The following is a 20,621-nucleotide window of genomic DNA, read 5'->3' on the forward strand; positions in this document are numbered from 1 at the left end:
GTCGGATTCCAGTTGCTTTCCGGAATCTATTCCGCTTAACTTTAAACGGAATAGATTCCGGTATCACTCTACTTCAGGAGACTCCCATGCCCGCCCCCTCCGACAAGGCCTCACGTCACTGGTTCGTCACCGGAGCCTCCGGTGGGCTGGGCCGCCATCTCATCGAGCACGCCCTCCGGAACGGCGACCGCGTTACGGCGACGGTCCGCCGCCCGGCAGCTCTGGAAGACCTGCGCGAGACGTACGGCGACCGGCTGACTGTCGAGATCCTCGATCTCACGCGGCCGGCCGACGTGGACAAGGTGGTCGGCAGGACTCTCCGGTGCGGGCCGGTGGACATTGTGGTCAACAATGCCGGATACGCGGTTGTGGGCGCCGCCGAGGAAATGACGGTCGAGCAGATTCGCGACCAGATCGAGGTCCTCCTGCTCGCGCCGATGGTGATCACCCGTGCCTTCCTGCAGCCGATGCGTGAGCAGGGCGGTGGCCGGATCATCCAGATCTCCAGCGTGGGCGGCCAGGTCGGTATCCCCACTCACAGCTGCTATCACGCGGGCAAGTGGGGGCTGGAGGGCTTCACCGAGAGCGTCAGCCGCGAGGTCTCCGACTTCAACATTCACCTCACTCTGGTCGAGCCCGGCGCCACCCGCACCGGCTTCGCTTCGGCCCTGCAATACACCACCGAAACGACCGTCTACCGCGACAATGCCGTCGGCCAGACCCGGCACTACCTGGAAACCGCAGACGAGAGCGTCTTCACCGGCGACCCGGCCAAGCTCGCCGCCGCCATCTACGACACCACCCGCCACCCGAGCCCGCCACTGCGCCTGACTCTCGGCTCCGACACCTATAGCGCAATCCACGCGGCACTCACCGAACGTCTCACCGCGCTCGAGACTCAGAAGGATCTCGCTGAATCCGTCGCCTTCACCCACTGATCCGCCCCACCGGCTACGACCGTCAGAAAATCTCGCCGCCATTACGGCCTTACGCATCTGCGCAACTGCGACGTCCCGAAGTCCGGCACGTCGTCTCACCCAGCACTCCTAGGCGATCGCATCAGGCGTCTCCAGCAGATGAGTGCGCATCCGAGAGTGAGGAACGCTTCGTGGATGTCGTCGCGTATCTCCCAGCGGATTCGCAAGCGGCGGAACCAATGCAAATGGGCGAACGCGCGCTCCACGACCCGGCGTTGGGTGCCCAGTCCGGAGCCGTGCTCGGTGCCACGGCGGGCGATCAGCGGCTTCACCCCGAGGGCCCAGACCAGTCGGCGGTATTTGTCGTGGTCGTAGCCGCGGTCGGCCAGCACCACGTTGGGGCGGCGTCGGGGCCGGCCGCGCTTGCCGCGCCCGGGCGCACGGCTTGGAGGAGCGGGATTAGCTGGGTGACATCGTTGCGGTTGCCCCCAGTCAGGGTGGCGGCGAGCGGGATGCCGGGTGGCGTCGGTGATCAGGTGGTGTTCGCTGCCCGTCCTCCCGCGGTCCACCGGGCTTCGTCCAGTCTTGGCGCCTCCCTTCAACGCCCGGATGTGGGAGCCGTCAACGGCTGCACGGGAGAAAACGAGGGCATTCGCGCTGCGGAGTTCGGCGAGGAGGACCCCGTGCAGCTGGGGCCATACACCTGCCTCGGTCCACTCAGCCAGGCGGCGCCAGCAGGTTATTCCCGACCCGAAGCCGAGTTCCTGCGGCAGATGTTCCCAGGCGATCCCGGTGCACAGCACGAACAGGACGCCCTGGAGTACCAACCGGTCAGGATGCCGTTTGCGGTCACGGACGACGTACTCGCGGGAGTAACCCCCCAGGGTCCTCAAGCCGTCATGCCGGTCGATGCCGTCGTAGGCCAGGGTCGGGAAGGCGTGGCAGAAGTTCTCCTGACCGGCCCGGCACATGGCGCACTCGTCGCACGAATCGACGATGTTACCCACCGCGACCGGGTCGCCGACGGTGAAGCGGGTGACCGCAGGCCCGGCCTCGGTCACCACGCCCGTGAACTCGTGCCCCGGCACCAGGGGCCGGTCTCCTTCGCCACTCCGGGCACTGACGGCGTGGACATCGGTGTGGCAGACCCCGCAGTAGTCGACCCGGACCGCGATGTCGTCGGGGCGCAGGTCGCGCCGTTGCAGTGGCGTCCGCCGCAGTATCGACGACGAGCCTTCCACCTGCCAGCCAATGGTGTTCCTCATGACGCCTCCTTGTAGACAGACTGTTCGGTCTATTTACCGAAGGCACATCTGGCCGATGCAGGCAAACCAACTGTTCTGTCTGGTAGCGTCGGAGCATGGCTGATCAGCCCCTGACCTCGCGCGGAGCCGCGACGTACCAGCGCATCCTCGATGTGGCGACCCAGGAGTTCGCCGAGCATGGGATTGCCGGTGCGCGCGTCGAGCGGATCGTGGCCGCGGCACGCACGAACAAGGCGCAGCTCTACGCCTACTTCGGCAGTAAGGAAGGGCTCTTCGACGCCATCTTCTTCGGCTCGCTGGAGCGGATTGTGAATGTCGTCCCGATCGACGCCACCGACCTCGCGGACTGGGCCGTACGCCTCTACGACGAGTATCTCCGCCGCCCCGACCTCATCCGACTGGCCACTTGGGCACGTCTGGAGCGACGCCCGGCCGGCCACCTGGTCGACGACCCCGACCGCCTCGACGACCGCAAGCTGCGCGCCATCGCCAAGGCCCAGGCCGCCGGTCTGGTGCGCCAGGGAGACCCATTCGACGTGATGGCCATGGTGATCGCCATGTCCATGGCGTGGTCACCGGTCAGCAATGTCTACGCGGCGACCGCGCAGGAGCCTCCCGAACTGCACGAGCGGCGTCGAACCCTGCTCCGGGAGAGCGTCCGCCGTGCCATGACGGCCGACCAAATCTAGTTCTGCGCCCCTCCAGCCATCTGCGTGCCCAGATGAGGACGCCGCGCAGCTTGATTTCTCCATCGGGAAGCCACTACGGCCTCGACATCATCGCGAAGGTGAGTTATCAGGTCTGTTGGTGCCAGGTTCACCTCGGTCCGGGCGGGCTGCGCAGCTCGACGATCTGCGAGAGTCGCGCGCTCTACCTGGCGGAAGGTCGCTCTCTGTCGCCACCTGCGGCTGTTTTCGCGTGGCGGGCGGACCTCAGCTCTTGACGGCCTCTGCGATCTCTAGGGCGGCCTGGGCGGGCTTGAGGTGTGTGGTGTCGACGACCTCGGCCTCGCCGTGTAGCCACGTGCGGGCCGCCTCGGCGTAAGGCTCGAGGTATTCGAGGCGGAATGGGGAGGGGCCAAGAACAGTGTCCCCCTCGATGCGCCCGCGGAGGGTGTCTTGGTCAGCGTGGAGGACGAAGTACCGAACCGGGATGGCATGTTGGGCGAGGCCCGTGCTGATCTCGCGCCAGTACCGCTCGACCAGGACAGTCATGGGGATCACCAGAGTGCCGCCGGTGTAGTCGAGTACGCGGCGGGCGGTCTCGACGACGAGCGGCCGCCACGGCGGCCATGCTGGAAGTTGTCCGTCCCGGGCAGCCCCGGCGTGATGTCCATGAGTGTCTCGCCGACCTTTTCGGCGTCGAACACCCGTGAATCCGGGATCAGTTGCTGCACGAGTGGACTGGTCGTTGTCTTGCCTGCGCCGTGGGTGCCATTGATCCATACGATCACGGGCCGATGTTAGCGCCGCGGGGGCCGCGGGCCGCGGGAATGGGCACGGCAGAAATCCGGTACGGGTTCAGCGTTTCCCAGCGTGTTGTCAACCATCAAGATCAGGTATCACCTGTCTCGAATCGCTGGGACAAATCACCCGGGGTGCGTTTGCGGTCAAGTAGCACTGTGAGTGGCCGCCTGTCGCTGCGAGTCGCAGTTCTCCAGCGGCACGAGCTCGTCTAGAATCGAACACATGAGCGTTTTCTGCCTGACCTCGACCGGCCACGGCTCGGCGGCTCGGGCGCAGGACCCGGGCAGCGCGCAGTGACGTACCGCGTCATGCTCCAGTTCGAGGCAGACGGCCCGGCCGTCACCGGGGATTGGGCCTCTGGCGTTACCGCCCTGCATACCTACCGGGCGTGGGTCGGGCTGTACGGTGGCAGCCCGACCGTGGTCATCCGCCTGATCGAGGAAGTAGACGGTCGTCGCCATGAGGTCAGGACCTGGACCGCGCAGGGAGAAACCGAGACGCTGCCGGGCCCTGACGGGTGCGAAGGACTGGGCACCGCTCGGTGACCAGGTCGCAGGCGGCAACCTGAGGGGCGGCAGGGTGTACCGGCCACCGTGCCTTCCCTGAGATAATCAAGGCCGGAGCTATCCGCAGACACATGATCCGGAACGAGACGCGAGCGAGGAACCTCGGATGCCTGAAGACCCGATCAGCCAGGAGATGGCCCGCATCCTCAATGAGAAGCTGCAGCGGGTGATCGACAGGCAGACCGAGCACACGATCGCGTTGGCCAACCACACCGCGTCGTTGGACCGGCTGGAGAAAGGCCAGGAGGAGCTCAAGAAGGGGCAGGACGAGCTGAGGGCGCTGCTGCTGCAGCTCGTCGATCGCAACGGTACCGACGCTGACTGACACGCCCCGATCCCACCTCGGCACGCTGGGGGGCCAGACTCGTTGATCTCGCTGGACAGGTCAGCGTGACCCGGAACCGTGCGAAGCACCGCGAGACGTGCGACTTGCCCGGGCTGCCGCCCTGCGTCAGGCATTGCAGCCGGGAGCCTGAGACCGGCGGCCGTTGATTGACGTGATTCGGCTGGGCCGCCGCCCGTGAGGGCAGTTGCGTGTTGCGGTCGGTTCCATTGAGTCCCGCCCGGCAGGGTGGCGTGAGCCGCCAACCCGGTTCGCGGGATTGGGTGGGGAGGCTGAGGTCACCGTGGCGGAGGTGAAGTGTGTTGGCATTGGCTGTCGCGCTTTCGAGTGGTTTGTTCTTTGTTGCGATCGCCGGGGTGCCCGTGTGGCCTGATGATCCCACCCCCGGGCCGTGGTCTGCGGCCCGAGAAGGGATGGAGGCACATCGATGAGCGCAAAGCGACGTTCGGTGCTGGGCGCGGCCATGGCCGGGCCGTTACTGGCCCAGTTCACAGGTGCGGTATCCGCCACCGCCGTGCCGGGCACGCTGGGCACGGTCTCCGAGGGCTGGGTCGAGGTCCGCTGGACCGAGCAGGCACAGGCGCTTCTGGACCGCTTCCAGGCGGTGGTGGAGGCGGTGGCACCGGCCCAGCTGGTGCAGGACGCCCAGGGGAGGGCGATCCGGTTCCCGGTGCGGTCCGGGCAGGGTGACCCGTCGGCGGCCGACCCGCCGAAGGCTCACGGCGATGGTCGGCTCGACGGCGGAGTCGACATCCGTACCCCGGACGGCAATGTGCGGGTGACCGGCCTGGCGGGCGCTCTTCAGGACGGGCTGGCGTCCGGGAAGTGTGTGGTCAACGGAGTCGACCTCGGGCACCAGGCGGTGGTCCGGCCGGGCCTCGACAAGGGAGTGCTGAAGACGGAGCACGTGCCGCTGGGCAAGCCGATGAAAGTCCGGATGACCGATGTGCCGCTGCGGCCCACGCCGGAGCTGGTGGAGACGTTCAGCAACACCTTCGGCGACGCTGATTTCAGCACCGACACGGTGCTGGCGCACGTGACAGCCGAGGGTGTGTACACGCCGCCGAAAGGGTGAGTGACCCCCCGGACGCCCTGACGGATCGCCGGCCCGGACCGCTCAGCCGGTCCGGGTCGGCTTCTCACGGCCGGCCTGAGCGGGGCAGGCCACTACGACTGCCGAAGCGGCGCTCGCGCGCCGCGTAGGCGGTGACGGCGTCGCGTAACCGGGCCAGGTCGTAGTCGGGCCAGAGGGTGGGGTCGAAGACCAGCTCGGCATAGGCGAGGTGCCAGGGCAGGAAGTTGCTGATCCGCTGCTCACCGGAGGTGCGGACCAGCAGATCGACATCGGGGAGTTCCGGCACGTACAGGTGCCGGGCGAGGTCGGCGGGGCCGATGTCCTCGGGGCGGATTGTGCCCGCCACCGCTTCGGCGGCCAGCGCACCGGCGACGGCGGTGAGTTCCTCCCGCCCGCCGTAGTCCACGCAGACGGTGAACGTGAGCACGTCGTTGTTGCAGGTCATGCTCTCCACCAGCGTGAGCGCGGACGCCAGCGAGGTGTCGATCCGGTCGCGCCGCCCGCACCAGCGCACCTGTACACCGAGCCTGTGCAGCCACTGCGCACCCTGGGTGATCCCGTCGGCGAGGGTGTCGAACAGCGCTGCCAGCTCCTCCGGCGAGCGGCCCCAGTTCTCGGTGGAGAACGTATAGATGCTCAGGTGCCGGATGCCCAGCCGCAGGGCCGCGTTGACCAGCCGCAGGGCCGCTCGCTCACCCGCGCGGTGGCCCTGCGGCACCGGCAGGCCGCGGGCCTCGGCCCAGCGCCGGTTGCCGTCCATGATCACCGCGACATGGCGGGGCACCGGTCCCTGACCCGGCCGCGCCGGGCGGCGGTGCGCCCTGCCGTCCAGGCTCAGTGGCTCCACTCCGTCCGCCAGCACCTGGGAGCGCAACAGTGTCGCCTCGTCGTAGTGCAGCTGCGCGCCGAGCAGGAGGATGTGCAGGAACGGCTGGTACTCCACCCCTACCATCCCGGTGACCGGTACGGCCTCATCCAGCAGCCCGCGCCAGTGGGCGAGTTGGACGCCCACGAACGCGTCCAGCGCCTGCCGGTGTACGCCGCTTCGCAGGTCTCCGACCTCCAGTCCGAGTCGGCGCAGGTCCTCTCGCGGCAGGTAGCAGCGGCCTGCCGCGAGGTCGGCAGGAAGGTCCTCGAACATGTCCGCCACCTGGCACGCTTCGAACAGCGTCGACACCAGACGCAGGTCCTCGGGTCCGCGCGGCTCCAGCAGGGGCGCCCACAGCTCGGCCACGGCACCCGCAATCCCTCGCAGGTAGGAGCGCCGGAGCTCGGCGAAGGTCTCGAACACCGGCACCCCCGCGCAGTCGGCCCGCACGGTGTCGAGATACTCCTCGATCAGCGCCTGGTCGAGATCCCATCTGCGCACGGTGTCCACGAACGCCCGCCGCACCGGATGCGCGCTGCGCCCGGATCGCAGGTCGGCCAGGGTATCGGCCTGCCAGCGGGCGAAACGCTCCTGGCGGCCCTCGGGCGAGCCCCCGTCGGCGATCCGGTCCGTCCGCACCGTCCATCCGTGAATCGCGTGGACAAACGGCCGGACCGCCGCGGGCAGCGTATCGGTCGCCGTCCACAGCGCGGCCAGGAACTGCCGCACCTCGGTCTCGCACATCTCGTACGCCTCGCGCAGCTCCGGCGAGTCGCCGAACGCCCCTTCGCTCCCCACCACTTCCGGACCTCCCCCTCCGGCCGCCACGGCCGACGGCCCCCGCCAGCACTAACGATCCACCGGCCCCTCGGTGGCGAACTGCTCACCGCGGCACCGACGAGGTCTCGCGGCGGGCGGTTTTTCAGATGGCCCGACGGCAGATCCCGACGTTCGGCCTGGTCGGCGAGGTCTGATACCTGTGATCATTCGGCGGGAATCGCCCTCATGGCGGGGCCTGATCCGGTAAAGCGTGTTGCGTGACGCTAGGGCAGCTGACAGACGCAGAGTGGGAGTACATCGGGCCGTACCTGCCGATCCGCGAGTACGGCCCGTACCCCGAGCCGCTACGGCAGCAGTGGATACCGGCAGACTGAAGGCCCTGCTGGCGGGTATGCGATGCCCCGGTTTCCCGGCGGACGGCTTGTGCTGGCCGTGGACGTCCACCAGGCGCCGAACCTCTCCGGCATCTCCCGCCATGTCCGCCGGTCTTGAACCGCCAGATCACGCCCTCGAACCGCTGCCGCAGCTGCTCGGGATAAGGGCCGTACTCGCCGATCGGCAGGTACGGCCCGATGGACTCCCACTCCGCGTCCGTCAGCTGCACTCGCGTCATGGAAGAAGAACTACCGGTCCATGCCTCACCACGAGGGCGAATCGACAGATTGCTCACGACCCGATACGCGCCCTAGATACTCTGACTGTGGACGACGGGCGGCCCGCGCCCCGCCACCGTCGGCGGGCCCGTAATCCGCCTACTGCCAGTCGAGTTCAGCCTCGGCGTAGTCGCCGAGCAGCCCGTACCCCTGGCCGGGGGTGCAGTCGACAAAGTTGCCGTAGAAGCCGTCCGGGTCGATGGTGGTGATCGGCAGATACCGCTACCCAGGCTCGTCATCGAGGCGCGCGGCCGCGACCGGGCCCTCGAACCACGCTCCCAGGTTCCCCAAGGGGCCGACCCCCTCACCATCGGGCAGGAAGTACCCGGTCGGCTCGGGGCATCGGGGAATGCGGGCCAGTCGAAATCCGAGGCTGGCCCCGTGCCATTGCACACCAGGTAGAAGGTGCGCACATCGGCCGGGACCGCCAAGTCGAGATCCTGCTCCAGCGAGCGGAGCTCGCCCTCCGTCGCGGGCGCGGGCAACCGCTGGAAGGTGCGGGGCGCATGCTCCTTCAACCACGTCTCGATCCGCGCCCAGGCGACGAGGGTCTGTTCACCCCGCATCTGAATCTGATCATCGGTTCGGCGAAGACCTCCGGGATGGTGGCGATGTCGAGTCTTCACCGCACGGAGATCTTCGTAGATCACCGTAATGCCCGGCTGACCGTTCACGGCAGGCGGCTGTGCCGATGGCCGCAGTCAGGGCCGCAGACGACGGGTTCGGGGGACTTCCGCGTGTCCACAGCCGGGCGTCGCTGGCATCGTCGGTACCCTCGATCTCTCCTGTCTCCAACGCTTCCAACACTGCCCAGCCGCACGCTCAGCGGATGTCCGGGTCGGCAGGAAAGGCGCCTCACAAGGCGTAGATTTGCCCGGTCTGGGCGCCCTCGACGGAGCGGACGTATGCCTGGGCGACCCGGGCGAGGTCGACCGACTGCATGCCGGGGAAGTAGGCCCCGTACTCCCCGAGGCTCTCCGTGAAGACCGTGGGGCTGACCGCATTGACTCGCTGCGGGGCGATCTCGATGGCGGCGGCCCGCACGAAGGCCTCCACGGCACCGTTGGCCATGGAGGCGGCGCTGCCCGTGCGGATGGGCTCGCGGGCCAGCACGCCCGTGATCAGGGTGAAAGAGCCGCGCTCGGCGATGCGGGGGACTCCCTGGCGTACCAGGTCGATCTGGCTGAGCACCTTGCCGCGGAAGGCGGACAGATAGTCCTCGGGCGTCATCTCGGTGACCGGCTTGTACGGCACGTCGCCGGCGGTGCTGACCACCGCATCCACGCGGCCGGCGTGCTCGTACATCGCGGCGGTCTGGTCGGGGTCGGTGATGTCGCAGCGCAGGTCGCCGCCGCTGCGCGCGACGGCCAGGACCTCGTGACCTCGCTCGGACAGTTCCTTGTGCACGGCCGCACCGAGCGTGCCGGTGGCGCCGATGAGCAGAATCTTCATGCCGGCCACGCTAGGCCCGGGCCAAGGGCGGGGGAAATACCGTTTGTGCAGGACTTATGCTTGGTGGCTATGAATGTGGAGCTGCGGCATCTGCGGGCCCTTGCCGCCATCGGTGACCAGGGCACCATCAGCGGTGCCGCAGTCGCTCTGCGCATCAGCCAGCCCGCGCTCTCCCGAACCCTGGAGCAGTTGGAACGCCGGATCGGCACACAACTGGTGGAGCGCACGACTCGTCGTCTGGCGCTCACCGATGCCGGCCGCCTGCTGCATGAGCGTGCCCACCTGATCCTCAACCAGCTGGACGACGCACTGGTGGAGGCTGCGGCGGAGCCACGGCCGCTGCGCGTCGGCTTTGCCTGGGCGGCACTTGGCGACCGCACGGTGCCGTTGCTGCGTGCCTGGCGCCAACAACACCCGAAGACCCCGGTGAGAGTGCATCGGCCCGCAGACCCCGAAGCAGCGTTGCGCCGTGGGGAACTGGACGCCGTCATCGTGCGCACCTCGCCGTCGCCTCATGCGGATCTGTTGTCACAGGAGCTCTACCGAGAGCGTCGTCTGGCCGCGGTGCCAGAGGGCACCCCGCTCGCCCTCCGCTCCGCCGTGCACCTTGCGGACCTCATTGACCAGCCGGTCGTGCTCTGCTCCACCGCCGCCACCGCCACGGCCGACCTGTGGCCCCGCGGTCGGCGACCCCGCACGTTCCAGGTCGCCAACGTCGACGAATGGCTCACCACGATCGCCGCCGGAGACGCAGTCGGTGTCACCGCGCAGGGCACCGAGCAAAGCCATCCGCATCCAGGTGTCACCTATCTGCCGATCTCGGATGCCGCTCCGGTGACAGTGCGCCTGGTCCGGCCACGCACCCCGACTCACCCCGCCACCGGCGCCTTCATCGACCACCTACAGAAGGTGATCGCCACCGCCGGGCCAAAGCCGGAGGTGGAAGAGGACAGCTGACCCCAAGGCCGCCTCCGCTGCCACCGCCTGCCACATGCCAGGGCATCGGTGCCCTGCGCCGGCGTCGGCGGTCCGGAAGGGCGAGGGCCCGGATCCGGGGAAGGCTGATCACGCGGCCTGGGCGAACGACGACGCCGTGCTCGACCGGGGACGGCGACCGCGGGTGAGGCGGCGGGGCAGGCGGTGGTCCGCATGATCCGGGTCCTGCCGCCCGGCCACACCCGCCTCGACCAGCAACACCGCAGCGGCGCCGCCAGCGGCGGATACGGACTGCGTCGAAGCTTCGGAGGCATCGCGGCTGCCATCGAGCGGCAGAACGCGAGTTCGCGCATGCGCGAGCCGGAGGAGGCGTTTGGCGGTGGGCAGGCCGCGGCGGCTCGGTCGTCGGCCGTTTCCGCGGCCGCTTTCGCGCGAGGACCGGGCTCCGGCGTAGTCACGACTTGCCCCTTGCCGTCCGGTTCGAACGGGTCAGAGCCGGGCGGGCAGAGTCTTGACCGATCAATGGGGTGTCGAATCCAGTGATCACAAGAGAAGACCGTGACTGTCCCCGCGTCATCCCTGATCTGTGTAGTGCTGGGCGTTCAGTCCGCTGTCACTTCTGCGGACGCACCGAGACGTCCGGCGCGGTGTTCATATGCGGTCGAATGGCCGAGTTGGGCTCCCGTGGCGCGCTCCGGCAGGTACTCCTGGCGTCGATCGATCAAGCCGAACTGTCACTCGTCCATGTGACACCAGTCCCGTAGGCGATGAAGTTCACACTGCTGTACCCACTGCCGCCGCCTGGTGGTTGAGCGGGGGAGGTAAAGCCAACACCCAGCACCGCGTCGTAGCCAAGGCTGTACGCCTCGATCAGAAGGGCCTCGTAGGCGCCTTCCATCGAGGAATGTACGGCGCCCCAAATGACTTTGCCCTGCATGAACGGGCGCGACTCATGGCAGAGCGTGCTGGCTTCGACGGCCGCCAGTGCCTTGTCACGAAGCTCTTCGGCCTCCTGCCGCCTCTGGCGGGCGTTGTCCATCCACTTCACGATTCGATTCTTACGCACACTTGGATGAAGTGTCACGGTCAGAGATCAGCAACGCCGATACGGCTCCGCCCATCTCCGAATCTCCGAGCGGTCTCGGGTCATTGCTCTCCGGAGCACAGCGAATCTTTCGCGACAAGTACTGGTGGCCGTCTGTAGGCGATCCGTGCGATCCCGACGGTGGTCAAACCATCGACGTAAGTCCAGACGGCGCGGTCAGCTCTACGTTGCTGAAGAGCCTGGAGTGAAGGAGGCGCCCTCTAAGGTTACACCAGCGCTGCTCAACAGCCTCCGGTCGTACTTGGAACGACACATTGACCTGCCCACGGGCGAAAGCAAGGCCGAAGACAGGCACTTCGCGATGCCTGTCACCATGAGGGCACTGGCGGCCCGGGAGGCTGCGCTCCGAGGCCACGAGCAGCATCTGCAGAAATTCCCGAGGATCTCTCAGGACTGCTCGAGGGGTGTCCAGGGTCGGCGCGAGGCCGTAGTTCGCGTCGATCTCCGAGGCCAGCAGGCGTCCTTCGTCCCAGCTCATGACAGAGAGGCTAGCTTCGGCGGATGGTCTGGGCAGAAGGTTGGCCCCAGGGAGACAGTGGTGCGGCCTTGGGATCGTAGGGTGAGTCTGCTGTACGACGCTGCCCGCGTCGAGTCCCTGACCGTGTTGTCCAGGTTCCGGACCGAATTCTATGCCTGCCCGACCGCGCGCAAGGATGTGCTGTTCGAGCTGGCCGACACGATGCTCTGCTCGGATGGGCCGGTGAAGACCCTGGTCGGGTTTGCCCTGGCGCCAGAACCCAGCCGGGACATGGCGTGGCCCTATACGTGGGCCTCAATCACGGAGGGAACGACGTAAGCCGACTGCGGCGGGCCCTGGTTTCCATGCCGTTGCCGAGGGCGGCCGATGGCTGCCTGGTCCTGGCGGTGGGGTACCGCCGTGGCTTCGCGCGGACGCGGACACCGCCCCCGACTGGTGCTTTTGCCACATCTACGGTTACGGCGAGAACAAGCATCTGGTGATTCCCGGCTGGCCGTACTCGATCGTCGCGGCCCTTGAGACTGGGCAATCCTCGTGGACCGCGGTGCTGGACGCCGTCCGGCTGGTGCCCGGCGCCGATGTGGCCGCCACTGTCACCAGCGACCTGCTGCGGCGTCCGACGGTGATGGCCCAGGTCAAGGAGAGAAGCCAAGGTCCGGGTCGTCGAGGAACTGACCCGCGACGAGATCTTCGCCGCGAAGACGACCACTGGTCTGCTGCGCCGTCCCGACGTCGCCTTCCGGGCGATGCTGGACGACACCGCCCGCCACCAGGTCAACCATGCCCAGGTCGAGCGGGGCCAGCAGGCCCGTGAGCACTCCGTGCAGACCAGCCCCGTCGCTCCGGCGGTCCGTGACATCGACCGGTCGGTGGAGTACCTGGACCTCGTACAGCTCGGCGAGGACGAAGGCACGATCGTCCACGAGAACGTCGCCCGCGTTCGGGCGACGCTGGACTGGATCGAGACCGCGGTGGATACCGGAAAGGTCGACGTCGACGGCGAGCTGGCCCGCCTGCTGCAGGGTGAGTAGGCGATGTCTCGCGCTTCCGAGCGCAGATCGCCCGCCGCCCAGCGACACGCTGACACCGTCAGGTTCGTGCTCTTCGAAGCACGGCCAGCTGATCTGACCTTCCACCAGCTGGTCAGATCCAGCGAACTGTCGCCCAGCCAGGCTCGCGTGGGCCTGGCCTGCCTGCGGGACATCATCGCCGAACGCGGCTGGCCTCCCCTGACCTGGACCAGGCCGGACGGCTACAAGGTCTGCTCCGATCCGGCCGAGGCCCAGGCATACCAGGTCGCGATCATCAGGGAGAAACTCACCGAGATCCGCCGCTTCATCACCGGGGTCGTCGCGCCGCACGCCGTCCTCCAGCCCAAGGGCCGGTGGACCAAGCACCTGAACACCCAGCTCCGCTCGGTCGAGTCCACGCTCGACGTGATCGCCGACTACATCGACGTCTGACCGGCGGGGCCAGCCGCGAAGCGTCCGGCCCCGTCCCGTCCGGAGGAGGGGGAGAGGAGTTGCCGCGGCGACGCTGCTACCTCTCCGGCATCTGGGATGACGAGTGGGCCCTGATCGAACCGCTGCTGCCGCCACCGGCCTGCGAGAGCCGCACCGGCGGCCGTCCGGAGAAGCGCCCCCGCCCGGCGATCGTGGACGCGATCCGCGACGTCGTCGACACCGGATGCAAGTGGCGGGCCCTGCCCAGGGACTTCCCGCCCTGGCCGACCTGTTACGGGATCATGGCCCGCTGGGCCGCCGTCGGCGTCGTCGGACAGATCCGTGACGAGCTCCGCGAGCGCCTGGAGAGTCCGGCCGTCTTCGGACATACGTCCGGCGTCCGCGTCCTGGTCGGGGCCCACGGATCCTCGACGTGCAGGCAGCACCTCATCGGCCCGGGCGGGGGACTCGTAACAACTCTGCGGTTCTGGAGGGGGATGTGGCCGAGGATGTCGAGGACGGCTTGTCAGCTCCGTCTCAGGGGCAGAAGCCGCTACCGTGGCCTTGCCCACGAAGGAGGCCCAGCGTGACGGTCCAGCGGATGGACAACGTCCTCATCGTCGTCGACGACCTTGAAGTTGTCATTGCGTTCTTCGTCGAACTCGGGATGGAACTCGAGGGTAAGGGGCCACTCGAATGGCGTGGGGCGGAGCGTGTCATCGGGCTCGATGACGTCCGGCAGGACATCGCCATGCTGCGGGTCCCGGACGGCCACGGGCGAGTAGAGCTGGCGAAGTTCCACAGGCCGAAGGCCATCACCCCCGAGCCGAAAGAGGCGTCGGCGAACACGCTAGGCCTTCGTCGCATCATGTTTGCCGTCGACGACATCGAGGACGTCGTTGCCCGCCTGCTGACCCACGGTGCCGAACTCGTCGGCGAGATCGTGCAGTACGAGGACATCTATCGGCTCTGCTACGTCCGCGGCCCCGAGGACATCGTCGTCGGACTCGCCGAGCAGCTCAGTTGAATGCCGCCGAAGGGGCGTCCACCCACAGGGCAGGCCGGCCTGGCCCCGCCTCGGCTGACTTGCGGCTGCCACGCATCTCGGCACGGCCTAGAGGGTGCTCTTGAATCAGGGTGTGATGGGCCGTCGCGTATCCGACCCGTAAGGTCGACACGCATGACAGCAGATTCACCGGCGCAGACTGTGCAACGCTTGTTCCTGCTGCTCGCCGAGGGGAAGAGCGCGGAGGCGGCGGCGCTGTTCGCCGACTCGGTGTCGTTCTCAATCCCGCACCCGCCGGGCCTTCCGTGGGTACCGGAGGTCGACTCGGCGGAGAGCATGCGGACGTTCTTCGAGCTGCTGCAGACCCATGGGCAAGCCAAGGAGTTCGAGCTCCGCCAGGTCATCGCCGAGGGCGACGATGTAGTGCTCATCGGGCGCATGGTCTCCGAGGTCAAGAAGACGGGCCGGGACATCGACACCGCGTTCGCCTTGCACACCACGGTCCGGGAGGGGCGGATCACCCGCTACCACCTCTACGAGGACAGCTGCGCCGTCGCCAAGGCCTACTTCGGCGACTGATCGTCCGGCGGGCTCGCTCAGCTCGTCTTTCAACCTCTGGCCTCGAACGTCGCATCGCACGCGCTCACTCGTCCCGGGATTCGCCGGGCAGGGCGGACGGCCTTCGCATGACCATGCGTTCCGCTACGGAATCACGTTCATACGGACGCCGCAGAGGTGAGTTTGCTGCACCGCGATGCCCGGCGGGACGCGTTCGACTTCGCGTCACGCTTCCGGGCCGACTTCTACTCGTGCCTGACCCGGCGCAGTGACGCGCTGTGCGAGCTCACGGACGCGATGCTCTGTAGGAACGGGCCGGTGCCTCGCGCAACGCGCCGGTTTCGAGATGACTTCTGCGAGTGGTGACCTGAGGAAACGTGGTCGTCTCCGGAGCTTTCGCAGAACTCTCGCATCCGGTCGTCGTTTGTGAGGATCGAGGCCATCGGCCTTGGAGCGCTGTCACGACAGCGGGGCCTGATCGTGTGTGGTGGTGAAGCGCTTGCGGTACTCGGTGGGCGTGATGCCCAGATGGCGGGCGAAGGCGCGGCGCAGGGTCTCGTCGCTGCCGAGGCCGCTGTGGTGGGCGGCGGAGGTGATGCTGTGTCCGTCGAGGAGGAGTTGCTGGGCACGGTCGAGACGCACGCGCTCGACCCAGCGGGCGGGGGTGGTGCGCAGTTCGGTCTGGAACAGCCGGGTCAGGTGCCGGGTGCTGACGGCGGCGGATGCGGCCATGGCGGGCAGGCTGTGGTCGGCGGTGGGGTCGGCGAGCACGGAGGCGGTCAGCGTGCGCAGCAGGTCGCTGCGTGCGGGTGGGGTGGCCAGTGCGGTGGAGAACTGGGACTGGCCCCCGGGACGCTGCATGAACACGACCAGCTCGCGGGCGATGTCGCGTGCGGTGTCGGGACCGTGGTCGTGTTCTACCAGCGCCAGCGTCAGGTCGATGCCGGCGCTGATGCCTGCTGAGGTGATGTAACGGCCGTCATGAATATGCAGGGCGTCCGGCTCGACGTGCACGCGAGGGTGGCGGCGGGCGAGGGTGCGGGCGTGGCGCCAGTGGGTGGTGGCCCGGCGGTCGTCGAGGAGGCCGAGTGCGGCCAGGACGAAGGCGCCGCTGCAGACCGAGGCGACCCGTGCCGTCCGGGCGGCGAGGGCGTCGGCCGCAGCCAGCAGCTCCTCCTGGGGGCCCTGGTCGGCGAGGTGGTCGGCCCCGGCGACCACGAGGGTGTCGACGGGCCCGGCATCGGCCGCGGCGGTGGTGCCCGCCAGCACCGGCCCGCTGGACGTAGTGACGTCGCCCCCGCGGGGCGAGACCAGGGCACAGGTGTAGGGGTGCCCGAGTCGGCCGGCCTGGTGCAGCACCTCCAGGGGGCCGCTGACGTCGAGCAGGGTCACGCCGTCGAACACGAGGAAGGCGATCCGATGCGTCATGTCTGAATCTGTGGTTCATGTGTCCGGACAGACATGGTGCCAGCCTACGGTACGGGCGAGGGTGGGGGAGTCCACCGATCAGGTGCCAAGGAGAGGAAAATCTGATGAGCGAGACGATCGCAGGTGTGCGGATCCCGGACAGCGTCCTGGTGCGTGAGGCGACCGAGCTGGTGCGCGAGGTCAGTCCGCCGCTGCTGTTCGACCACTCGCGCCGGGTGTTCTTGTTCGGGTCGCTGCGCGGCGCCGAGCAAGGGCTGGACTTCGACCCTGAGCTGCTGTACGTGGGGGCGATGTTCCACGACCTGGGGCTGACGGAACGCTTCCGCCGTACCGACCAGCGCTTCGAGATCGACGGCGCCGACGAGGCCCGCCGCTTCCTGCAGGCCCACGGCATCACGGGTGAGCCGGCCGAGCGGGTGTGGACGGCCATCGCCTTGCACACCACCCCGGAGATCCCGCTGCACATGGCGCCCGAGATTGCCCTGGTCACCCGCGGCGTGGAACTGGACGTCCTGGGCATCGGCTACCACATGGTCTCCGACGAGCAGCGCGCTGCGGTGATCGCCGCCCATCCTCGCCCCGACTTCAAGAACCGGATCCTCGCCGCGTTCACCGAGGGCATCAAGGACCGCCCGGACACCACGTTCGGCAACGTCAAGGCCGACGTCCTCGCCCGCTTCGTCCCCGGCTTCCGCCGCGGCGACTTCGTCGACGTCATCAAGGGCTCCGACTGGGCCGAATGACCCCCTCTGCTATGGACAGAGCAGATCGGCGCGTACGAACGACTGACGTGCGGGCAGGCCCGCCCACATGCCGGCCCGCCATCGGCTCAATGGCTGCCTTCAACGACCTGCGTACCGCCCAAGCAGGTGCGGCAGGTCGATCTTCCGGGGAGCATCTTCCCGACGCGGCTGCGCAGAGCCAGGCCAGGGGCCCCGGCTCGCCGATCGCACCGAGCTTGTCGGCGTTTCAGCTTCACCCGGCCACTCTCGGTCGTCTCGATGCTGACCTTCGCGGCCGGCCCCGCCTGCTCAAGGCGTTCTGCGAGCTGCTTCCAGCTCTCGTCCAGGCCCCGCACCAGCTCCGCCAGGTGCTCCTCGACAGGCATCTCCAGGCTCAGCCCGGCGAGGACGCCCTCGCGTACGGCCTCCCACTCTGGCCCGTCCCATAGCCGGGCCTGGGGGCAGGACCAGCGGTGCGAGGGCGCGGCGAACACGTCGTGGCGCATCAGGGCGCGGTGGAGTTGCCCCAGCACGCACACCACACCACGTACGCGTCCCGGGGCGACCGCCCCCTGCGGCAGGTCGGGGTTGGCGTAGACCGCCTTGCGCCACGCGGGCGGCACGAACTTGTCGTCCACCTCGCTTGGCAGCAGCGGCTCGACGCTCACCTTCCGCCGGGCCGGCGCGGGAAGGCGGCGTACCCGGCCAGCACCCGGGCGCCGCCCGTGGCCGCGCTCAATGCCTTCGACTCGCCGAGCAGCGCGAGGAACGGCTTGACCGTGGCGTACCGGGTGGCCAGGGCCGAGCGCATAGCTGTCCCGGCCGCGTCCTTGGCCTCATCCGCGTCGTTGTCCTCATCCTCGTCTGCGTCCTCGTCCTCGTCCTCGGGCACCAGGGTCACCACGGTGGCCGCCGCGGACAGCACCGCGGCCTGGGGTGTGCGCCCTCCTTCACCGCCGCCCATAACGCGGCCACGTCCACGCTCGCGCCGTGCTCCTCGACCAGCTCCAGCTCCTCGAACAGCACCACCTTCGCCGCGCGGGCGAGAGCGAGCGTCCTCGACGCCTTCTCCAACTACGGCAGCGTCGAAAGCAGTTCCTTCTCCGTCGCGCGCTTCGCCGTGCTTGATCAGCCGGTAGCCATGAGGTCCTGGAACAGTTCCAAGGCCTCGTCGACCGCCTCCGCCCCCAGGTGGCGCATCACCGCGGTGAGTATCCCCGTACGCTTCGACTCTGCGGTCCGCTCCAGCAGCGGCGCCTTCGACCCGAGCGCGTACCGGGCCAGCGCAGCCAGCCGGCTCGGCGGGATCTGCGACAGCCGTAGCCGCCCGAGCTGGAACGCGCCGATCTCGTCCACCCTCTCCAGCGCGCGGGCGAACGCGGTGCCCGTCGTCCGCGTCGGCGGCCGGTGCAGCCGCTCCAGCTCCGAGAACCGTGCGGCCTCCGGTGTCACGAGCGTCGCCACCAGGTCCCCGGGCAGCGCCGGGTCCGCCTGGCGGGCGGCCTTGGCGGACTGTGCTTCTCTGCACCAAGTCAAGTGAACGATCATGGTTGTCAGGTGGATTGGGGGTGGGTGGCCGGGATGCCGAGGGAGACAGGTGCGCGGCGTGTCAGGCGAGCTGCGTCAGCTTGCTTGGTGCAGACGAAGGTCAGGGTTATGCCGATGCCTTCGATCTCGCCGAGCCACTGCTCCTCTTCGGCTCGCTTGCGGTGGAGGACCAAGTCCTTCTCGATCTCCGCGAGTCGCGGCGGCATCTTCGGGTTGACCTGCGGCATCGGGCATCATCCCCCTGTGCCGTCCGGAGATTCAAGTGTCCGAGAAGGGCAGCGCCGATGTGGATCGGCAGGCCGCCGTTGACGATCTCAGTCGCGAAGAAATGACTTGTGTCCGCAGAGGCTGTGTGCGGGTGACCCCGTGTGGCGATTGAGCGGGCGTGTAACTGCGGACCACTTTCGCGACGCAGGCAGCGGGATGTGTTGCATTCCGAGACCGTCGATGTGATGCCTACCACTGTCTGGGGGCTTCGGGTCGGGCATGCGCGATCATGATCGGATGGACGCCCGTTTCCTTGGCATCGCTGAGCTGGTCGAAGCCCCGTCCGTGGCGGTCGTGGTCGACGTCATGCGTGCTTTCACGGTGGCCGCCTGGGCCTTTGCCCAGGGGGCGGAAAAGATCGTTCTTGCTGAGTCGCTGGACGAAGCCCTGGCGCTCAAGGCTCGCCACCCGGATTGGGTAGCGCTCAAAGACGGTCCGCTGACGCCCGGGTTCGACACTGTCAACTCGCCGGGCCTGCTGCGATCTGTTGACCTTGGCGGACGGACCGTTGTGCAGAAGACCACGGCAGGGACGGTCGGCGCCCTCGCGGTCAAGGAGGCGTCGCTGGTGCTGTGCACCAGCTTCGTGGTGGCGGAGGCAACGGCTCGGCTCCTGCGGACACGCGAGTGTGACAGTGTCACGTTCGTGGTCACTGGCGACGACGGGTACGCCGATGAAGATCTGGCGTGCGCTCAATACATCGCTCGCAGGGCCACTGAGGCTGGGACGGATGCGGCGGAGTTCCTCCGCCGCGCCGGCGAGTCGCGCGCCGCCGCCGAGCTGGCGGAGGGTGTGCGTCAAGGAGCCCATCCTGATGACGTCGCACTCTGTCTTGAGCTCGACCGGTTCCCCTTTGCCATGGTGGCGACCTTGGAAGGCTCGCTCATGGTCCTCCGTACGTGCGCCGTGCCTTCGCTGACCGACGAGGCTTCGATCTGATCGCTGGTGAGGGCCAACTCTCGCCAGCGAGAGCCGGCATCCGGTCGGATGATCCGAAGTGGACCGAGCCGTTCTGCGGGTTGAGCCAGTCGCAGTTCGAGAAGCTGGTGGGGCTGCTGCGTCGCCGTGGCGGTGATGTCCAGTGGGCGCCCGTGGCGTTGCCGCTGGCGAACCAGGTGTTGCTGATTGCCATGTACTGGCGGAAGAACCTCACGTTGCGGCAGGTCGCGCCGCCGTTCGGGATCTCGGAGTTCGCGGCCGATCGGATCCTGGACCGTCTCGCCCCACTGATGGCGATCTCGCCGACCCACCGGCCGCGCAAGGACGTCGCGTACATCGTGGCTGGCGCGCTGGTGCCAACCCGCGACCGCGGCATCTCCGCATCGAGCAAGAACTACTGGTACTCGACGAACCTGCAGGTCGTCATCGACGCCAACAGCCTCCTTGCGGTGGCCATCGGCATCTAGCTGCCCGGCAGCCGCAACGACTGCCGGGTGTTCACCGAATCCGGAGTTGGCCGGGCCTGTCGCGGAGCTCCGATCATCCGCCGACGGCGGCTACGGGGGCACCGGTGCGCTCAGCCCGCACCGCGGACGGCGAGGCCAACAGCACCTGAGTGCCGAGCAGGAGGCCGAGAACAAGGTTCACCGCAAAGCACGCGCCCGCGTCGAACACGCCCTGTCCCGACTGAAGAACTGGAAGATCCTGCGGGGCTGCCGGCCCAAGGCAACGGCATCCACGGGGCCATTCTCGGCATCACCCGACTTCACAACCTCGCCCTCACGGGATAACTCTCGCCCCATATGT

General features: G+C 68.1%; 19 protein-coding genes and 6 pseudogenes. 15 read left to right on the top strand and 10 right to left on the bottom strand.

Annotated elements, in window-relative coordinates; translation table 11 throughout:
* Nucleotides 1–86 precede the first annotated feature (86 nt).
* Nucleotides 87–938, top strand: coding sequence for an SDR family oxidoreductase (locus ACH4U7_RS12445; protein ID WP_398527903.1), 852 nt, complete (start codon nucleotides 87–89; stop codon nucleotides 936–938).
* Between the two features lie 95 nt (nucleotides 939–1,033).
* Here the strand turns inward: ACH4U7_RS12445 and ACH4U7_RS12450 are convergent, their stop codons facing one another.
* Nucleotides 1,034–2,182: an IS5 family transposase gene (locus ACH4U7_RS12450; RefSeq protein ID WP_398527904.1), complete on the bottom strand. Its 1,149-nt coding sequence runs from the start codon at nucleotides 2,180–2,182 to the stop codon at nucleotides 1,034–1,036.
* A gap of 95 nt (nucleotides 2,183–2,277) precedes the next feature.
* Here ACH4U7_RS12450 and ACH4U7_RS12455 point away from each other — a divergent pair, with 95 nt between their 5' ends.
* Entirely contained in the window at nucleotides 2,278–2,871 is a 594-nt protein-coding gene (locus tag ACH4U7_RS12455; protein ID WP_398527905.1) for a TetR family transcriptional regulator, read from the top strand.
* 243 nt (nucleotides 2,872–3,114) lie between these two features.
* On the opposite strand, the pseudogene ACH4U7_RS12460 reads toward ACH4U7_RS12455, so the two are convergent.
* Nucleotides 3,115–3,635, bottom strand: a pseudogene (locus ACH4U7_RS12460) (ATP-binding protein).
* Between the two features lie 321 nt (nucleotides 3,636–3,956).
* On the opposite strand from ACH4U7_RS12460, the gene ACH4U7_RS12465 reads away from it, so the two are divergent.
* The 3 genes from ACH4U7_RS12465 (at nucleotide 3,957) to ACH4U7_RS12475 (ending at nucleotide 5,632) form a co-directional block, all read left to right on the top strand.
* Complete coding sequence (locus ACH4U7_RS12465; protein ID WP_398527906.1) at nucleotides 3,957–4,193, top strand: hypothetical protein; 237 nt, start codon at nucleotides 3,957–3,959, stop codon at nucleotides 4,191–4,193.
* A 127-nt stretch (nucleotides 4,194–4,320) separates the two neighbouring features.
* Complete coding sequence (locus ACH4U7_RS12470) at nucleotides 4,321–4,539, top strand: hypothetical protein (RefSeq protein ID WP_398527907.1); 219 nt, start codon at nucleotides 4,321–4,323, stop codon at nucleotides 4,537–4,539.
* A gap of 445 nt (nucleotides 4,540–4,984) precedes the next feature.
* The gene (locus ACH4U7_RS12475; protein ID WP_398527908.1) at nucleotides 4,985–5,632 is read left to right on the top strand and encodes a hypothetical protein; all 648 of its coding nucleotides are present in this window, start codon (nucleotides 4,985–4,987) and stop codon (nucleotides 5,630–5,632) included.
* Between the two features lie 64 nt (nucleotides 5,633–5,696).
* On the opposite strand, the gene uppS is transcribed toward ACH4U7_RS12475, so the two are convergent.
* The 3 genes and pseudogenes from uppS to ACH4U7_RS12490 form a co-directional block, all read right to left on the bottom strand.
* A complete protein-coding gene (gene uppS, locus ACH4U7_RS12480; RefSeq protein WP_398527909.1) occupies nucleotides 5,697–7,301 on the bottom strand; it encodes a polyprenyl diphosphate synthase in 1,605 nt (534 codons plus the stop codon).
* Between the two features lie 416 nt (nucleotides 7,302–7,717).
* Nucleotides 7,718–7,893 (bottom strand): annotated as a pseudogene (locus ACH4U7_RS12485) (transposase); the annotation flags it as partial.
* Nucleotides 7,894–8,788: 895 nt separating this feature from the next.
* A complete protein-coding gene (locus tag ACH4U7_RS12490; protein WP_398527910.1) occupies nucleotides 8,789–9,385 on the bottom strand; it encodes a short chain dehydrogenase in 597 nt (198 codons plus the stop codon).
* 69 nt (nucleotides 9,386–9,454) lie between these two features.
* On the opposite strand from ACH4U7_RS12490, the gene ACH4U7_RS12495 reads away from it, so the two are divergent.
* Complete coding sequence (locus tag ACH4U7_RS12495; protein WP_398527911.1) at nucleotides 9,455–10,342, top strand: LysR family transcriptional regulator; 888 nt, start codon at nucleotides 9,455–9,457, stop codon at nucleotides 10,340–10,342.
* A 700-nt stretch (nucleotides 10,343–11,042) separates the two neighbouring features.
* Here the strand turns inward: ACH4U7_RS12495 and ACH4U7_RS12500 are convergent.
* Entirely contained in the window at nucleotides 11,043–11,369 is a 327-nt protein-coding gene (locus ACH4U7_RS12500) for a hypothetical protein (RefSeq protein ID WP_398527912.1), read from the bottom strand.
* Between the two features lie 181 nt (nucleotides 11,370–11,550).
* Nucleotides 11,551–11,904 carry a hypothetical protein gene (locus tag ACH4U7_RS12505; RefSeq protein ID WP_398527913.1) on the bottom strand — a complete coding sequence of 118 codons (354 nt, stop codon included), beginning with the start codon at nucleotides 11,902–11,904 and terminating at the stop codon, nucleotides 11,551–11,553.
* Nucleotides 11,905–11,985: 81 nt separating this feature from the next.
* Between ACH4U7_RS12505 and ACH4U7_RS12510 the strand changes: the two genes are divergently transcribed.
* The 6 genes and pseudogenes from ACH4U7_RS12510 to ACH4U7_RS12535 all read left to right on the top strand — a co-directional run bounded on the left by ACH4U7_RS12510 (nucleotide 11,986) and on the right by ACH4U7_RS12535 (nucleotide 14,931).
* On the top strand, nucleotides 11,986–12,222 hold the full coding sequence (locus ACH4U7_RS12510; RefSeq protein ID WP_398527914.1) for a hypothetical protein: 237 nt from the start codon (nucleotides 11,986–11,988) through the stop codon (nucleotides 12,220–12,222).
* A gap of 259 nt (nucleotides 12,223–12,481) precedes the next feature.
* Nucleotides 12,482–12,935, top strand: a pseudogene (locus tag ACH4U7_RS12515) (DUF6192 family protein); the annotation flags it as partial.
* Between the two features lie 3 nt (nucleotides 12,936–12,938).
* Nucleotides 12,939–13,367: a RacP protein gene (locus tag ACH4U7_RS12520; RefSeq protein WP_398527915.1), complete on the top strand. Its 429-nt coding sequence runs from the start codon at nucleotides 12,939–12,941 to the stop codon at nucleotides 13,365–13,367.
* A gap of 59 nt (nucleotides 13,368–13,426) precedes the next feature.
* Nucleotides 13,427–13,711 (top strand): annotated as a pseudogene (locus ACH4U7_RS12525) (transposase); the annotation flags it as partial.
* Nucleotides 13,712–13,932: 221 nt separating this feature from the next.
* Nucleotides 13,933–14,373: a VOC family protein gene (locus ACH4U7_RS12530; RefSeq protein WP_398527916.1), complete on the top strand. Its 441-nt coding sequence runs from the start codon at nucleotides 13,933–13,935 to the stop codon at nucleotides 14,371–14,373.
* 153 nt (nucleotides 14,374–14,526) lie between these two features.
* Nucleotides 14,527–14,931 carry a nuclear transport factor 2 family protein gene (locus ACH4U7_RS12535; RefSeq protein WP_398527917.1) on the top strand — a complete coding sequence of 135 codons (405 nt, stop codon included), beginning with the start codon at nucleotides 14,527–14,529 and terminating at the stop codon, nucleotides 14,929–14,931.
* Nucleotides 14,932–15,369: 438 nt separating this feature from the next.
* Here the strand turns inward: ACH4U7_RS12535 and ACH4U7_RS12540 are convergent, their stop codons facing one another.
* Complete coding sequence (locus ACH4U7_RS12540) at nucleotides 15,370–16,338, bottom strand: GlxA family transcriptional regulator (RefSeq protein ID WP_398527918.1); 969 nt, start codon at nucleotides 16,336–16,338, stop codon at nucleotides 15,370–15,372.
* Between the two features lie 104 nt (nucleotides 16,339–16,442).
* Here ACH4U7_RS12540 and ACH4U7_RS12545 point away from each other — a divergent pair, with 104 nt between their 5' ends.
* Nucleotides 16,443–17,081: an HD domain-containing protein gene (locus tag ACH4U7_RS12545; protein WP_398527919.1), complete on the top strand. Its 639-nt coding sequence runs from the start codon at nucleotides 16,443–16,445 to the stop codon at nucleotides 17,079–17,081.
* 120 nt (nucleotides 17,082–17,201) lie between these two features.
* Here the strand turns inward: ACH4U7_RS12545 and ACH4U7_RS12550 are convergent.
* Nucleotides 17,202–18,578 (bottom strand): annotated as a pseudogene (locus tag ACH4U7_RS12550) (Tn3 family transposase); the annotation flags it as partial.
* Between the two features lie 35 nt (nucleotides 18,579–18,613).
* Nucleotides 18,614–18,835, bottom strand: a complete 222-nt coding sequence (locus ACH4U7_RS12555) for a recombinase (RefSeq protein WP_398527920.1) — start codon at nucleotides 18,833–18,835, stop codon at nucleotides 18,614–18,616.
* Between the two features lie 277 nt (nucleotides 18,836–19,112).
* Here ACH4U7_RS12555 and ACH4U7_RS12560 point away from each other — a divergent pair, with 277 nt between their 5' ends.
* Together ACH4U7_RS12560 and ACH4U7_RS12565 are read left to right on the top strand one after the other, a co-directional pair.
* A complete protein-coding gene (locus ACH4U7_RS12560) occupies nucleotides 19,113–19,814 on the top strand; it encodes a 2-phosphosulfolactate phosphatase (protein ID WP_398527921.1) in 702 nt (233 codons plus the stop codon).
* Nucleotides 19,815–19,852: 38 nt separating this feature from the next.
* A pseudogene (locus ACH4U7_RS12565) lies at nucleotides 19,853–20,605 on the top strand (transposase family protein).
* The last annotated feature ends 16 nt before the right edge of the window (nucleotides 20,606–20,621 follow it).

The sequence above is a fragment of the Streptomyces sp. NPDC020845 genome (assembly GCF_044334165.1).
Classification (GTDB): domain Bacteria; phylum Actinomycetota; class Actinomycetes; order Streptomycetales; family Streptomycetaceae; genus Streptomyces.